Raw genomic sequence first — 14,766 nt, forward strand, 5'->3', positions numbered from 1 at the left:
GGCGACGGTTTCCGCGACCGGCTTGGCGAGCGAGAGAAGCTCCGCCCGCACGGTCGAGTCGAGGTCGCTCGCGACCACCTCGTCCGGCAGGTCCGGCGCCGCCCCGGTACGTCCCTCGCCCCGCTCGTCCTGACGCTCGCGCTGCGGACCGAAGCTGCCCGACCGGCGGTCGTCCCGGTCCGGGCGGTCGCCGTAACCGCGGTGCTCCCCGTCCCGCTCGGTACGCCCACCGCGGTAACCGCCCTCACGACGGTCGCCACCACGGAAGCCGCCCTCACGGTCGTCGCGACGGAAGCCACCCTCGCGACGCTCACCGCTCGGCGCACCACCGGCGCGGTCGTCACGACGGAAACCACCCTCACGACGCTCACCGCCGGCGTAGCTCTCACGGCGGTCGCCGCCCCGGTAACCACTCTCCCGGTCGTCACGACGGAAACCACCCTCGCGTCGCTCACCGCTCCGGAAACCGCCCTCACGGTCACCACCGCGGAAGCCACCCGAGCGGTCGCCACCCCGGTAACCACCCTCACGACGGTCACTGCTCGGGGCGCCGCCGGCGCGGTCGTCGCGACGGAAGCCACCTTCGCGGCGGTCCCCGCCCCGGAAGCCACCGTCACGGTCACCGCCCCGGAAGCCACCCTGACGGTCGCCACCCCGGAAACCGCCGTCACGGTCGCCGCCGCGGAAACCACCCTGACGGTCGCCACCCCGGAAACCACCCTCACGACGGTCACCACCAGGCGCACCACCGGCACGGTCGCCACCCCGGAAACCGCCCTCGCGACGGTCACCGCCCGGCGCGCCGCCAGCGCGGTCGTCACGACGGAAGCCACCCTCACGACGGTCCCCGCCCCGGAAGCCAGCCGGACGGTCACCACCGCGGAAACCGCCGTCACGGTCACCACCGCGGAAACCACCCGAGCGGTCGCCACCCCGGAAACCACCCTCACGACGGTCACCACCGGGCGCACCGCCGGCACGGTCGTCACGACGGAAACCGCCCTCACGACGGTCCCCGCCCCGGAAACCACCGTCACGGTCACCACCACGGAAGCCACCCTGACGGTCGCCACCCGGCGCACCGCCGGCACGGTCGTCACGACGGAAGCCACCCTCACGACGGTCCCCGCCCCGGAAGCCACCCTCACGACGGTCACCACCGGGCGCACCGCCAGCGCGGTCGTCACGACGGAAACCACCTTCACGACGGTCCCCGCCCCGGAAACCACCGTCACGGTCACCACCACGGAAGCCACCCGAGCGGTCGCCGCCCCGGAAGCCACCGTCACGGTCACCACCGCGGAAGCCACCCTGACGGTCGCCACCCCGGAAACCGCCCTCACGACGGTCGCCACCAGGCGCACCACCGGCACGGTCGTCACGACGGAAACCGCCCTCACGACGGTCCCCGCCCGGGGCACCGCCAGCGCGGTCGTCACGACGGAAACCGCCCTCACGACGGTCCCCGCCCGGGGCACCGCCAGCGCGGTCGTCACGACGGAAACCACCTTCACGGCGTTCCCCGCCCCGGAAGCCACCGTCACGGTCACCACCGCGGAAGCCACCCTGACGGTCGCCACCCCGGAAACCGCCCTCACGACGGTCGCCACCAGGCGCACCGCCAGCGCGGTCGTCACGACGGAAACCGCCCTCACGACGGTCACCACCGCGGGTGCCGCCGGCACGGTCGTCGCGACCGCCCCGGTACGAGGGGCGATCATCGCGGCGGGCGTCGCCGCGCCCTTGGCCACGGTCGGCGCGATCCTCGTAGCGACGGGGGCGGTCCCCGTCCTGCGGTCCAGAGCTCACAGGTGCATCCTTCCTGATGGCGTTTCCGCCAGAACGCTAACGCAGTCGAGGGCCGACCCTGGTGGGGCGGCCCTCGACTGAAAGATTGTCCGGCGGTGTCCTACTCTCCCACACCCTCCCGAGTGCAGTACCATCGGCGCTGGAGGGCTTAGCTTCCGGGTTCGGAATGTAACCGGGCGTTTCCCCTCCGCCATGACCGCCGTAACTCTATGAACATATCAACCAACAACCCACACACAAGGGGTCTGGTGTTTGTTCAGAGTTGCACAGTGGACGCGTAGCAGCTTAGTAGTCAAGTCCTCGGCCTATTAGTACCGGTCAACTGAACCCGTTACCGGGCTTACATTTCCGGCCTATCAACCCAGTCGTCTAGCTGGGGGCCTTACCCACTCAAAGAGTGGTGGGATACCTCATCTTGAAGCGAGCTTCCCGCTTAGATGCTTTCAGCGGTTATCCCTTCCGAACGTAGCTAACCAGCCGTGCCCCTGGCGGGACAACTGGCACACCAGAGGTTCGTCCGTCCCGGTCCTCTCGTACTAGGGACAGCCCTTCTCAAGTATCCTACGCGCACGGCGGATAGGGACCGAACTGTCTCACGACGTTCTAAACCCAGCTCGCGTACCGCTTTAATGGGCGAACAGCCCAACCCTTGGGACCTGCTACAGCCCCAGGATGCGACGAGCCGACATCGAGGTGCCAAACCATCCCGTCGATATGGACTCTTGGGGAAGATCAGCCTGTTATCCCCGGGGTACCTTTTATCCGTTGAGCGACACCGCTTCCACATGCCAGTGCCGGATCACTAGTCCCGACTTTCGTCCCTGCTCGACCTGTCAGTCTCACAGTCAAGCTCCCTTGTGCACTTGCACTCAACACCTGATTGCCAACCAGGCTGAGGGAACCTTTGGGCGCCTCCGTTACCCTTTAGGAGGCAACCGCCCCAGTTAAACTACCCACCAGACACTGTCCCTGAACCGGATAACGGTCCGAAGTTAGATACCCAAATCAACCAGAGTGGTATTTCAAGATTGCCTCCACCCATACTGGCGTATGGACTTCACCGGCTCCCACCTATCCTACACAAGCTAATTCAAATACCAATGTCAAGCTATAGTAAAGGTCCCGGGGTCTTTCCGTCCTGCCGCGCGTAACGAGCATCTTTACTCGTAATGCAATTTCGCCGGGCCTGTGGTTGAGACAGTGGGGAAGTCGTTACGCCATTCGTGCAGGTCGGAACTTACCCGACAAGGAATTTCGCTACCTTAGGATGGTTATAGTTACCACCGCCGTTTACTGGCGCTTAAGTTCTCCGCTTCGCCCCGAAGAGCTAACAGGTCCCCTTAACGTTCCAGCACCGGGCAGGCGTCAGTCCATATACATCGAATTACTTCTTCGCATGGACCTGTGTTTTTAGTAAACAGTCGCTTCCCCCTGCTCTCTGCGGCCATACAACGCTCCACCCGCGCGGGGCTTCACGTCTCCGGCCCCCCTTCTCCCTAAGTTACGGGGGCAATTTGCCGAGTTCCTTAACCACAGTTCGCCCGATCGCCTCGGTATTCTCTACCTGACCACCTGTGTCGGTTTGGGGTACGGGCCGCTAAGAACTCGCTAGAGGCTTTTCTCGGCAGCATAGGATCACTGACTTCACCTGAATCGGCTCGGCATCACGTCTCAGCCTACATGCGCCACGGATTTGCCTATGGCACGGCCTACACGCTTACCCCGGCACAACCACCGGCCGGGCTCAGCTACCTTCCTGCGTCACCCCATCGCTTGACTACTACCCGCCAGGTTCCCACGCTCACCACCATCAGTCCGAAGACCTCCAGCAGCTCGGATGGTTAGCACAACGAGGTTCGTCAGGGTCGCTCTTTCGCGGGTACGGGAATATCAACCCGTTGTCCATCGACTACGCCTCTCGGCCTCGCCTTAGGTCCCGACTCACCCAGGGCGGATTAGCCTGGCCCTGGAACCCTTGGTCATCCGGCGGAAGGGTTTCTCACCCTTCTTTCGCTACTCATGCCTGCATTCTCACTCGTGCCGCGTCCACGACTGGGTCACCCCGTCGCTTCACCCCCGGCACGACGCTCCCCTACCCATCCACACACCTGCACCCGATATCAAGACCGGGCGAAGTAAAAATGTGAATGCCACAGCTTCGGCGGTGTGCTTGAGCCCCGCTACATTGTCGGCGCGGAACCACTTGACCAGTGAGCTATTACGCACTCTTTAAAGGGTGGCTGCTTCTAAGCCAACCTCCTGGTTGTCTATGCGACCCCACATCCTTTTCCACTTAGCACACGCTTAGGGGCCTTAGCTGGTGATCTGGGCTGTTTCCCTCTCGACTACGAAGCTTATCCCCCGCAGTCTCACTGCCGCGCTCTCACTTACCGGCATTCGGAGTTTGGCTGATTTCGGTAAGCTTGTGGGCCCCCTAGACCATCCAGTGCTCTACCTCCGGCAAGAAACACGCGACGCTGCACCTAAATGCATTTCGGGGAGAACCAGCTATCACGGAGTTTGATTGGCCTTTCACCCCTAACCACAGGTCATCCCCCAACTTTTCAACGTTGGTGGGTTCGGCCCTCCACGCGGTCTTACCCGCGCTTCAGCCTGCCCATGGCTAGATCACTCCGCTTCGGGTCTAGAGCATGCGACTGAATACGCCCTATTCAGACTCGCTTTCGCTACGGCTCCCCCACACGGGTTAACCTCGCCACATGCCACTAACTCGCAGGCTCATTCTTCAAAAGGCACGCCGTCACCCCGTAAGGCTCCGACGGATTGTAGGCGAACGGTTTCAGGTACTATTTCACTCCCCTCCCGGGGTACTTTTCACCATTCCCTCACGGTACTTGTCCGCTATCGGTCACCAGGAAGTATTTAGGCTTACCAGGTGGTCCTGGCAGATTCACGGCAGATTTCAGGAGTCCGCCGCTACTCGGGAACACCCACAGAAGACCAGCAGCTTTCACCTACCGGACTATCACCGTCTACGGTCAGCCATTCCAGACTGTTCGACTAACCACTGGCTTTGTAACTTCTCCAACAGATGTCAGTCTGTTGAGCAGGGTCCCACAACCCCGACCACGCAACCCCTGACAGGTATCACACGCAACCGGTTTAGCCTCAATCCGCTTTCGCTCGCCACTACTCACGGAATCACTATTTGTTTTCTCTTCCTGCGGGTACTGAGATGTTTCACTTCCCCGCGTTCCCCCCACACACCCTATGTGTTCAGGTGCGGGTGACATCACATGACTGATGCCGGGTTTCCCCATTCGGACACCCTGGGATCACAGCTTGGTTGACAGCTCCCCCAGGCCTATCGCGGCCTCCCACGTCCTTCATCGGCTCCTGGTGCCAAGGCATCCACCGTTCGCCCTTGACAACTTGACCACAAAGATGCTCGCGTCCACTGTGCAATTCTCAACAAACAACCAACCCACAACCCTCAAGCCCCACACCAAACCCGACAACCGCCGGCGGTATGCGAGACCAGGCCATGCCTGGCAACCTTCACGGACTCCCGCCCGCACAAGGCTCCGAAAAAACAACCCACAGGTTGTTCCTTCAGGACCCAACAGGGTGCTCTACGCCATCCCCCAGCCGCACCAGGGACTCCGTTCCCACCACTCCCGAAGAAGCAGCTGTACTAGAAGAACCCCGGCCGTTGCCGAAGAAAAACTCACCAGTGTCTCCGCCATCTGAGCACCCCGACCCGACATTCGCGGGCCGCGGGCTCCATACCAGCTTTCGCCGGATGGTGCTCCTTAGAAAGGAGGTGATCCAGCCGCACCTTCCGGTACGGCTACCTTGTTACGACTTCGTCCCAATCGCCAGCCCCACCTTCGACGGCTCCCTCCACAAGGGTTGGGCCACCGGCTTCGGGTGTTGCCGACTTTCGTGACGTGACGGGCGGTGTGTACAAGGCCCGGGAACGTATTCACCGCAGCGTTGCTGATCTGCGATTACTAGCGACTCCGACTTCACGGGGTCGAGTTGCAGACCCCGATCCGAACTGAGACCGGCTTTTTGGGATTCGCTCCACCTCACGGTATCGCAGCCCATTGTACCGGCCATTGTAGCATGCGTGAAGCCCTGGACATAAGGGGCATGATGACTTGACGTCATCCCCACCTTCCTCCGAGTTGACCCCGGCAGTCTTCGATGAGTCCCCGCCATAACGCGCTGGCAACATCGAACGAGGGTTGCGCTCGTTGCGGGACTTAACCCAACATCTCACGACACGAGCTGACGACAGCCATGCACCACCTGTGACCGCCCCCGAAGGACCCCCCATCTCTGGAGGTTTTGCGGCCATGTCAAACCCAGGTAAGGTTCTTCGCGTTGCATCGAATTAATCCGCATGCTCCGCCGCTTGTGCGGGCCCCCGTCAATTCCTTTGAGTTTTAGCCTTGCGGCCGTACTCCCCAGGCGGGGCGCTTAATGCGTTAGCTGCGGCACAGGGAACCGGAGAGGCCCCCCACACCTAGCGCCCAACGTTTACAGCGTGGACTACCAGGGTATCTAATCCTGTTCGCTCCCCACGCTTTCGCTCCTCAGCGTCAGTATCGGCCCAGAGACCCGCCTTCGCCACCGGTGTTCCTCCTGATATCTGCGCATTTCACCGCTACACCAGGAATTCCAGTCTCCCCTACCGAACTCTAGCCTGCCCGTATCGACCGCAGGCCTGGGGTTGAGCCCCAGGTTTTCACGGTCGACGCGACAAGCCGCCTACGAGCTCTTTACGCCCAATAAATCCGGACAACGCTCGCGCCCTACGTCTTACCGCGGCTGCTGGCACGTAGTTGGCCGGCGCTTCTTCTGCAGGTACCGTCACTTACGCTTCGTCCCTGCTGAAAGAGGTTTACAACCCGAAGGCCGTCATCCCTCACGCGGCGTCGCTGCATCAGGCTTTCGCCCATTGTGCAATATTCCCCACTGCTGCCTCCCGTAGGAGTCTGGGCCGTGTCTCAGTCCCAGTGTGGCCGGTCGCCCTCTCAGGCCGGCTACCCGTCGTCGCCTTGGTAGGCCATCACCCCACCAACAAGCTGATAGGCCGCGAGCCCATCCCAGGCCGAAAAACTTTCCACCACACACCATGCGATGCGAGGTCATATTCGGTATTAGCCCCCGTTTCCGAGGGTTATCCCAAAGCCTAGGGCAGGTTGCTCACGTGTTACTCACCCGTTCGCCGCTCGAGTACCCCGAAGGGCCTTTCCGCTCGACTTGCATGTGTTAAGCACGCCGCCAGCGTTCGTCCTGAGCCAGGATCAAACTCTCCAACAAAAACTTTGTCGGACACAATGTCCTGGCAACAAAAGTGTTGCCAAAGGAATCCCGACCAAATCAGACCAAAGCCTGACCAGTCCGGGGTATAAAACAATTGGCACTGGCTTATCAAGCACCCTGTTGAGTTCTCAAAGAACAACCACACACCACACCGGAAACCCCCACCAGGAGGCCCCCGACCCGGGGCATTTCGTTCACATCCCCGCCGCTCTCGCGCCGGGCACTTTTACTACGTTACCCGGTGGTTTCCGCCGTGTCAAACCGGTGTTTGCCAGTTTGTCATGCATCACCCTTTTGCCGGGCACCACGATTCGGCCGACTCGCGTCGGTCGCGTCGAGGAATTCGGCAGGACGGCCGTTCGCGGTCTCCCGCTGGCCCGTCCGTTTCCCTACCGGCCGATAACCTTACCCGGTCGGTTCCGCCCCGCCAAATCCGCCTCCCGGCGGATCCGGGGCACCACCCGGTTTCCAGGTCCTGCGCTCCGGCCTTCCAGGTCTTTCGCCCTGTTCGTCCGTTCCGCGCTGGCAGAGAGAAAGTTACGCGCCCGGCGGATTGATCGTCAAATCCGCCGGGCGCGTCCCCCGTCACATCGTCGACAGTCGACTATCCCCGCAGCTCAACGCCCGCGAACGAGCGCTTCCCCCGGCGCAGCACCAGGTAGCGGCCGTGCAGCAGGTCAGCCACGGAGACAGTCGCGTCCACCTCGGCGACCCGGGTGTTGTTGACGTAGGCGCCGCCCTCGGCGATCACCCGCCGGGCCTCCTTCATGCTCGGGACCAGGCCCGACTCCTTGAGCAGCCCGGCGACGTCCGGCAATTCGTCGACGGACACGAGACCGGCCTCGGCGAGCGCCGCCCGCAGCGTCTCCGGCGAGAGTTCCTCCAGCGCACCCCGCCCGAACAGCGCCTGGCTCGCCGCGATCGCCTGGGCCGTCTCCCGCTCGCCGTGCACCAGCGTGGTCAGCTCCTCGGCCAGGGCCCGCTGCGCCGCGCGCGCCTGCGGGCGTTCGGCGGTGGCCTTCTCCAGCTCCTCCAGCTCCGACCGGGACCGGAAGCTGAAGTACCGCAGGTAACGGGTCACGTCGCGGTCGTCGGCGTTGAGCCAGAACTGGTAGAAGGCGTACGGGCTGGTCATCTCCGGGTCGAGCCACACCGCGCCGGTCTCGCTCTTGCCGAACTTGGTGCCGTCCGACTTGGTGACCAGCGGCGTGGTGAACGCCTGCACCGGGCCGGCGCCGCGCCGCCGGACGTAGTCCACCCCCGCGGTGATGTTGCCCCACTGGTCCGAGCCGCCGTACTGGAGCTGGCAGCCGTGCCGGCGGTGCAGCTCGAAGAAGTCGTGGGCCTGGAGGAGCTGGTAGCTGAACTCGGTGAAGCTGATGCCGCTCTCCAGCCGGGCCTTGACCACCTCCCGGGCCAGCATCTTGTTCACCGGGAAGTGCTTGCCGACGTCCCGGAGGAACTCCACCACCGACATCTCGCCGGTCCACTCCAGGTTGTTGACCATGCGGGCCGCGTTGTCGCCGGTGTACGTGACGAACGGGGAGAGCTGGTCCCGGATGCGCTGGACCCAGCCGGCGATGACCTCGGGCGGGTTGAGCGTCCGTTCGGCGCTCTCCTTGGGATCACCGATCTGACCGGTGGCGCCGCCGACCAGCAGCAGCGGCCGGTGTCCGGCGAGCTGGAGCCGGCGGGCCGTGACGACCTGCATGAGGTTGCCGACGTGCAGGCTGGGGGCGGTCGGGTCGAAGCCCACGTAGAACGTGGCGCTCGGGCCGTCGAGCAGCGCGCGCAGCTCGTCGGGGCCGGTCGAGTCCTGGATCAGGCCCCGCCACAGCAGGTCTTCGGTCAGGGAGTCCCGCCCCGGCGGGAGGTTGCTGTCGGTCACGGTCACCGATTCTCCCCCATCCCCGGCCCGGGGCCGTACCGGGTTTGCCGACGGCGGTGGCGACTAGGCTGGCGGCGCCGTCGAGCGCGAGGAGGAACCAGGGTGGAGACACCGGACCTGACCGGGGGCTTCGTGGCCCTGCTGGGGCTGGAGTTGGACGAGGTCAGCGCCGACCGGGTGGTGATCCGCTGGCGGGTCCGCCCGGAGCTGCACCAGCCGTACGGGATCCAGCACGGCGGGGTCTACTGCTCGGTGGTGGAGACGGCGGCCAGCGTCGGCGGCTCGCTCTGGCTGGGCGACCGGGGCAGGGTGGTCGGGGTGTCGAACCAGACCGACTTCCTGCGCGCCGTCCGCGACGGCGAGTTGACCGCGGTCGGCACGCCGGTGCACCGGGGTCGCAGTCAGCAGCTGTGGCTGGTGGAGATCACCGACGGCGACGCCCGGCTGGTCGCCCGCGGGCAGGTGCGCTTGCAGAACCTGACCGCCGGCTGACGTCCGACTGCTCCATTCGGCAATAATGGGGCACTGACGCCGATATCGTCGCGTCGATGAGACCCGCCGCCCCCGCTCCTCCGACGTGAGGAAGCTGCTCGCCGCCACGCTGGGCGTGCTGTCGGCGATCGGCGGCTTCGTCGACATCGGCGACCTGGTGGCGGCCAGCCAGGCCGGCGCGCTGTTCGGCATGGCCCACGCCTGGGTGCTGCTGGTCGGGGTGGTGGGCATCTGCGCGTACGCGGACATGGCCGGCCGGATCGCGGCGGTGAGCGGCCGGGCGGTGTTCGACCTGGTCCGGGAGCGGCTGGGGCCCCGGGTGGCGCTGCTCAACCTGGTGGCGTCGTGGCTGGTCACGGTGGTGACGCTGGCCGCGGAGCTGGGTGGGGTGGCGCTGGCGCTCACGCTGGCCACCGGCGTGAGCCACCTGCTCTGGGTGCCGCTGGCCGCGCTGGCGGTCTGGCTGGTGCTGTGGCGGTTGCGGTTCGAGCTGATGGAGCGGATCTTCGGCCTGGCCGGGCTGGCGCTGCTGGTCTTCGCGGTCGCGCTGGTGGCGTTGCCGACCGACTGGGCGGAGCTCGGGCACGGGGCGTGGCGGATCAGCTCGGCCGGTCACGGTTGGCCGCTGTACTGGTTCGTGGCGGTGGCGCTGTTCGCGTCCACGGTCAGCCCGTACGAGGTCTTCTTCTTCTCCTCCGGCGGGGTGGAGGAGCGGTGGAGCCCGGCCGACCTGGCGCGCGCCCGGTCGAACGTGCTGATCGGCTTCCCGGTCGGCGGCTTCCTGGCGCTGTCGCTGATCGCCGTGGCGACGGTGGCCTACCACCCGTCCGGCGCGTCGCTCAACAGCCTCGACCAGGTGGCCCGACCGGTGGCGACCGCGCTGGGCGGCGCCGGTCTGGTCGCCGCGGTGCTGGCGTTCTTCGCGGTGACGTTCGGCGCGGCGCTGGAGACCGGCCTGTCGGCGGCGTACGCGGCGGCGCAGTACTTCGGCTGGCAGTGGGGCAAGCGGGTCAGTCCGCGGGAGGCGGCCCGGTTCCACAGCATCCTGCTGGTCGGGCTGCTGCTCGGTGTGGTGATGCTGATGACGACCGTGGACCCGGTGCGGCTGACCGAGTACATGCTGGTGCTGAGCGCGGTGGTGCTGCCGCTGACCTACCTGCCGATCCTGGTGGTGGCCAACGACCGCACCTACCTCGGCGACCGGGTCAACGGGTGGTGGGCGAACCTGCTCGGCGCCGTGTTCCTTCTGCTCATCGTCGCCGCCTCGGTGGCGGCGATCCCACTGGCGATCATGACGGGGGTGGGACGATGAGGGTCCAGCTCGCCAGGCAACTGCTCGACCGGCAGATCGTCGACGCGGAGGGTCGGCTGGTCGGGCGGGTCGACGACATCGCGTTCGCGGTGGACGACGGGGGCTACCCGTACGTGGACGGCCTGCTCACCGGCCAGGGCGCGCTCGGGGAGCGGATCGGCGGCCGGGTCGGGCGGCTGCTGGTGGCGGTCGCCGACCGGTTCACCGACGATCCACCGGTGCCGCCGTTGCGGGTGCCGCTGGCCGAGGTGGACCGGGTGGACAGCGCGGTACGCCTGCGCTGCCGGGCGGCGGACCTGCCGTCCTCGCCGGTGGAGGCATGGCTGAGGCGGCACCTGATCGAGCGGATCCCGGGGGCGAACCGTGCGAGCGGGTGAGCTGCTCGGGCGCACCGCGTACGACCTGCACGGGCGGCGGTTGGGCCGGGTGGTGGACGTGGTGGTGCGCGGCGGCTGGCCGCCGGAGCGGCTGCGGATCGCCGACGTGATCATCGCCGGCCACTGGTGGACCCGGGTGACCAGCCGGCTGATCGGGCCGGAGCTGCACCCTGCCGGGCCGTGGCTGCTGCGGGTGGTCGCCCGGTTGGTCGGGCGCAGCACCCACCAGGTGCCGGCCGACGCGGTGCGGCTGCACCCGCCGGTGCCCGGCTTCCCGTTCGGCCCACCCGCCGACCGGCGCTGACCCGACTCCGACGCCGCCGGCGCTCGACTCGACCGCCGTCAGCGGCGCGCCTCGTCGAGTTCCGGGGTGTCCGCCGGGTCGGCGTCGTCGGCCGGCTCGGCGTCGTCCGTGTCGTCGCTGTTCCGGTCGTGGCGGGGGCGGCGCCGCAGGCGCACCTCGGTGATGGCGCGCTGGTCCACGCCGGCCACCGTCAGCTCCCAGCGGTCCACGGTGACCTGCTCGCCGGCCACCGTGGGGATGTGCCCGAGGCAGATCAGCACCAGCCCGGCGATGGTGGTGTAGTCGCCGACGGGCCGGTTGGGCAGGTCCACCCCGAGGTCGGTGAGGTCGTGCACCGGGAACGTGCCGGGCAGCACCAGCGTGCCGTCCGCCTCGGTGTGGACCGCCTGGAGGTCACGGTCGGTCTCGTCGTAGATCTCACCGACGATCTCCTCGAGGATGTCCTCCAGCGTCACGATCCCGTCGACCGCGCCGCGCTCGTCCACCACCAGCGCGATGTGCTGGCGCTCGGCCTTGAACTGGCGCAGCGCGTCGACCACGGACAGCGAGTCGGGCAGCAGCATCGGCGGGCGGGCGATGTCGTCGACCGGCCGGTCGTCGGGGACGCCGACCAGGTCGCGCAGGTGGATGACGCCGACCGCGTCGTCCAGGCCGCCGTGCCGGACCACCGGCGCCCGGGAGTGCCCGGTCGCTGCCAGGACCAGCCGCGCGGCCTCCGCGGTGGTGCCGCTGTCGAGCGTGAAGACCTGCAACCGGGGTACGAGGACGGCACGCAACTGCCGGTCGGCGATCTCCACCGCGCCGGCGATGATGGTGCGCTGCTCCTTGGTGAAGCCGTGGTTGCCGGCCACGATGTCGCGCAGCTCGTCCGGGCCGATCTCGTCCGGCTCGTGCTTCGGGTCGAGGCCGAACAGGCGGACCACCATGTCGCTGGTGGCGCCGAGCAGCCAGACCGCCGGCCGGGTCAGGCTGGCCAGCACGTCCAACGGTCGGGCCACCAGCAACGCCCAGCGCTCCGCGGACTGCATGGCGATGCGCTTGGGCGCCAGCTCGCCGAAGACCAGCGTGACGAACGTGAGCACCAGGGTGACCGCGACGATGGCGACCGTCTCGGCGGCGTCGCCGAAGAAGCCGAGCAGCGGCACCAGTGGGCGGGCCAGGGAGACGGCCGCGGCGGCGGAGGCGAGGAAGCCGGCCAGGGTGATCCCGATCTGGATGGTGGCGAGGAACCGGTTCGGGTCCTTGGCCAGCCGGGCGAGGGTGCGGCCGGCGCGGCTGCTGCGCTCCAACCGTTGCAGCTGGCTGTCCCGTAGTGACACCAGGGCCATCTCGCTGCCGGCGAAGGCCGCGTTGACGATCACCAGCACACCGACCAGGGCCAACTGGCTCCAGTAGCTCTGCACGACCGGTTGTCTCCCTCGGCCCGATCCGGGTCGGCCGATGGCCGACTCGCCGGCCGGCAGGCCCGGTCGGCGTGGCCCCTCTTTGCCCCGCCGGCTCGCGCCTGAATCCTGCGTGCGCCAGGGCGGCACCTGGACCGCAGGCCGACGCGCTGCGGGCCCGCCCGGCCGGCGAGCCGCTCTGGCGCGCGAGCGACGCGGTGGTCGGCTGCGCGCCCGCGCTCACCCCGCTGGTTCGGCCGACCCCGCGACCGCGCGAGCACGCCGGCCTGATCCGGCTCAGGCCGGGACGGGCAGGTCCAGCACGTACGCGCCGCCCTCCGGGCGGAAGCCGAGCCGGTGGTAGTAGGGGGCGACCATGCCCGGCGGGCTGACCACCCGGCGGAACCCCCGGTCGGTGAAGAGGCGGCTGCGCCGGTAGACGAACTCGCCCGGGGTGAAGTCGCGAAACGGCGGGGTCACGTAGTCCAGGTCGATCTGGGCCACCCCGCCGGCCTCGGCGTGCGAGACCATCACGCCGACCACCTCGTCGGCGCGGACCACCAGGAACGCCGAGCGGTCGGCGGCGGCCGGGTCCCACCGGAACGCCGGGTTGAACCGGGCGATGTCGGCGGCGTGCACCCGCAGCGTGTGGGCCAGGAACGCGTCGCCGGTGCCCACCTCCACCACCTGGTAGGTCTGCTCGTCGTGCCGCGTGGCCAGCAGCTTGCGCAGGTACCAGAGGTTGATCACGGTGAGCACCACGTTCAGCCCGACCATCGGCCAGACGTGCAGGGCGGCGTTGTAGCCGATCAGGATCAGGCAGCCGACCAGGTTGAGCGCGCGCAGCCGCAGGATGCGCGTCTGTAGCAGGGACCAGACCAGCAGCGCGGAGCCGGCCCAGCCGACGAGTTCCAGCCAGTTCACCCGGGGGGACACTAGTGGTCGCCCTGGTCAGGCGCCTCGGCGGGCAGCTCCAGCACCCACTCCTCGACCTCGACGCCGCGGCCCGGAGCGTACCCGGCGTCCTCGCCGACCACCACGAAGCCGCACTTGCGCAGCACCGCGAGCGAGGCGGCGTTGTCCTTCGCGGCGCGGGCACGCACCGGCCGCTGCGGCAGCTCCCGCAGCAGCGCGGCGAGCCCGGCGGTGGCGTGACCGCGCCCCCAGCGCTCCGGGTTGATCCAGTAGCTCACCTCGGTCCGGTCGTCGACCGGGAACGCCGCCACGTGGCCGACCACCTCGCCGCCGGCGACGATCGTGCGGTTGACGATGCGCTCGTCGGCGCGGATCCGCGCCCAGTGCGCGTCGAACGCGGCCCGGTCCGACGGGTCCTTCGGGCCGAACGCGGCCATCCAGTTGGCCTGCGGGTCCTGCTCGTGGGCGAAGAACGCGGGCAGGTCGTCGTCGCGGACCGGACGAATTTCCACAGCAGGGGTCACGGCCGGGAACGATACGCGGACCCACCGACACCGCTCGGGACCTCCGGCCCGTCCCGTTCATCGCGGGACTCGCCTTCCCACTCGCGGACACCGCGCCGCCGGACCCGGAGCTGCTGGCCCGGGTGCGCGGACAGTTCACCGAACGGGCCCCACCGTCACCTGACCTCCGGTGGCGCGGCGCCGCCCGGCGGACCCGGGCCGCACTACGATGGGGCCATGCCGACCACACCCCGCACCCCGCGCCTCCGGACCCTGGCCGCGACCGGGGCGGCGGCGACCGGGGCGCGGGCCCTCGGCGCGACGGCCGGGGGCGCGCTGGCGGTGGCCGCGCTCGCGCTCGGCGCCGTGGCGGTGGGCGCGCTCGTGATCGGCCGGCTGGTGGTGCGCCGCGCGGTGGTCCGCGAGCTGCGCATCGGCCGGCTCGAGGTGGACGAGCTGGTAATCCGGCGCGACAGCGCCGCCGGGTGA

General features: G+C 67.6%; 10 protein-coding genes and 3 rRNA genes. 6 read left to right on the forward strand and 7 right to left on the reverse strand.

The window, feature by feature from the left end:
* Positions 1 to 201 precede the first annotated feature (201 nt).
* Positions 202 to 1,890, forward strand: a complete 1,689-nt coding sequence (locus VKK44_RS17070) for a hypothetical protein (RefSeq protein WP_343442081.1) — start codon at positions 202 to 204, stop codon at positions 1,888 to 1,890.
* A gap of 6 nt (positions 1,891 to 1,896) precedes the next feature.
* Here VKK44_RS17070 and rrf read toward each other — a convergent pair.
* The 4 genes from rrf to tyrS all read right to left on the reverse strand — a co-directional run bounded on the left by rrf (position 1,897) and on the right by tyrS (position 8,992).
* Positions 1,897 to 2,013 (reverse strand): 5S ribosomal RNA (gene rrf, locus VKK44_RS17075).
* Between the two features lie 84 nt (positions 2,014 to 2,097).
* Positions 2,098 to 5,208, reverse strand: a 23S ribosomal RNA gene (locus VKK44_RS17080).
* Positions 5,209 to 5,586: 378 nt separating this feature from the next.
* A 16S ribosomal RNA gene (locus tag VKK44_RS17085) occupies positions 5,587 to 7,101 on the reverse strand.
* Together the 16S, 23S and 5S rRNA genes form the textbook arrangement of a ribosomal RNA operon.
* A 607-nt stretch (positions 7,102 to 7,708) precedes the next feature.
* Positions 7,709 to 8,992, reverse strand: coding sequence for a tyrosine--tRNA ligase (gene tyrS, locus VKK44_RS17090; protein ID WP_343447802.1), 1,284 nt, complete (start codon positions 8,990 to 8,992; stop codon positions 7,709 to 7,711).
* Positions 8,993 to 9,094: 102 nt separating this feature from the next.
* Here tyrS and VKK44_RS17095 point away from each other — a divergent pair, with 102 nt between their 5' ends.
* From VKK44_RS17095 to VKK44_RS17110, 4 genes are all read left to right on the forward strand, one after another.
* Positions 9,095 to 9,484, forward strand: a complete 390-nt coding sequence (locus VKK44_RS17095; RefSeq protein WP_343442082.1) for a PaaI family thioesterase — start codon at positions 9,095 to 9,097, stop codon at positions 9,482 to 9,484.
* A gap of 85 nt (positions 9,485 to 9,569) precedes the next feature.
* Positions 9,570 to 10,796 (forward strand): NRAMP family divalent metal transporter, encoded by a 1,227-nt coding sequence (locus VKK44_RS17100; RefSeq protein ID WP_343442083.1) that lies wholly within the window; start codon positions 9,570 to 9,572, stop codon positions 10,794 to 10,796.
* Positions 10,793 to 11,173, forward strand: coding sequence for a hypothetical protein (locus VKK44_RS17105; protein ID WP_343442084.1), 381 nt, complete (start codon positions 10,793 to 10,795; stop codon positions 11,171 to 11,173). The genes VKK44_RS17100 and VKK44_RS17105 overlap by 4 nt, the downstream gene beginning before the upstream one ends.
* Positions 11,160 to 11,477: a PRC-barrel domain containing protein gene (locus tag VKK44_RS17110; RefSeq protein WP_343442085.1), complete on the forward strand. Its 318-nt coding sequence runs from the start codon at positions 11,160 to 11,162 to the stop codon at positions 11,475 to 11,477. The genes VKK44_RS17105 and VKK44_RS17110 overlap by 14 nt, the downstream gene beginning before the upstream one ends.
* A gap of 38 nt (positions 11,478 to 11,515) precedes the next feature.
* Here the strand turns inward: VKK44_RS17110 and VKK44_RS17115 are convergent, their stop codons facing one another.
* The 3 genes from VKK44_RS17115 to VKK44_RS17125 all read right to left on the reverse strand — a co-directional run bounded on the left by VKK44_RS17115 (position 11,516) and on the right by VKK44_RS17125 (position 14,298).
* A complete protein-coding gene (locus tag VKK44_RS17115) occupies positions 11,516 to 12,880 on the reverse strand; it encodes a hemolysin family protein (protein WP_343442086.1) in 1,365 nt (454 codons plus the stop codon).
* Between the two features lie 276 nt (positions 12,881 to 13,156).
* The gene (locus tag VKK44_RS17120) at positions 13,157 to 13,783 is read right to left on the reverse strand and encodes a hypothetical protein (RefSeq protein WP_343442087.1); all 627 of its coding nucleotides are present in this window, start codon (positions 13,781 to 13,783) and stop codon (positions 13,157 to 13,159) included.
* 11 nt (positions 13,784 to 13,794) lie between these two features.
* Positions 13,795 to 14,298 (reverse strand): GNAT family N-acetyltransferase, encoded by a 504-nt coding sequence (locus VKK44_RS17125; protein WP_343442088.1) that lies wholly within the window; start codon positions 14,296 to 14,298, stop codon positions 13,795 to 13,797.
* Between the two features lie 216 nt (positions 14,299 to 14,514).
* On the opposite strand from VKK44_RS17125, the gene VKK44_RS17130 reads away from it, so the two are divergent.
* Complete coding sequence (locus VKK44_RS17130) at positions 14,515 to 14,766, forward strand: hypothetical protein (RefSeq protein ID WP_343442089.1); 252 nt, start codon at positions 14,515 to 14,517, stop codon at positions 14,764 to 14,766.

Origin of the sequence: Micromonospora sp. DSM 45708, from assembly GCF_039566955.1 — a bacterium.
Lineage (GTDB): Bacteria > Actinomycetota > Actinomycetes > Mycobacteriales > Micromonosporaceae > Micromonospora.

Bases quoted from the DNA above. Each gene is read 5' to 3' on its own strand.
- VKK44_RS17105 (WP_343442084.1), top strand. From the start codon at position 10,793: ATGAGGGTCCAGCTCGCCAGGCAACTGCTCGACCGGCAGATCGTCGAC.
- VKK44_RS17130 (WP_343442089.1), top strand. From the start codon at position 14,515: ATGCCGACCACACCCCGCACCCCGCGCCTCCGGACCCTGGCCGCGACC.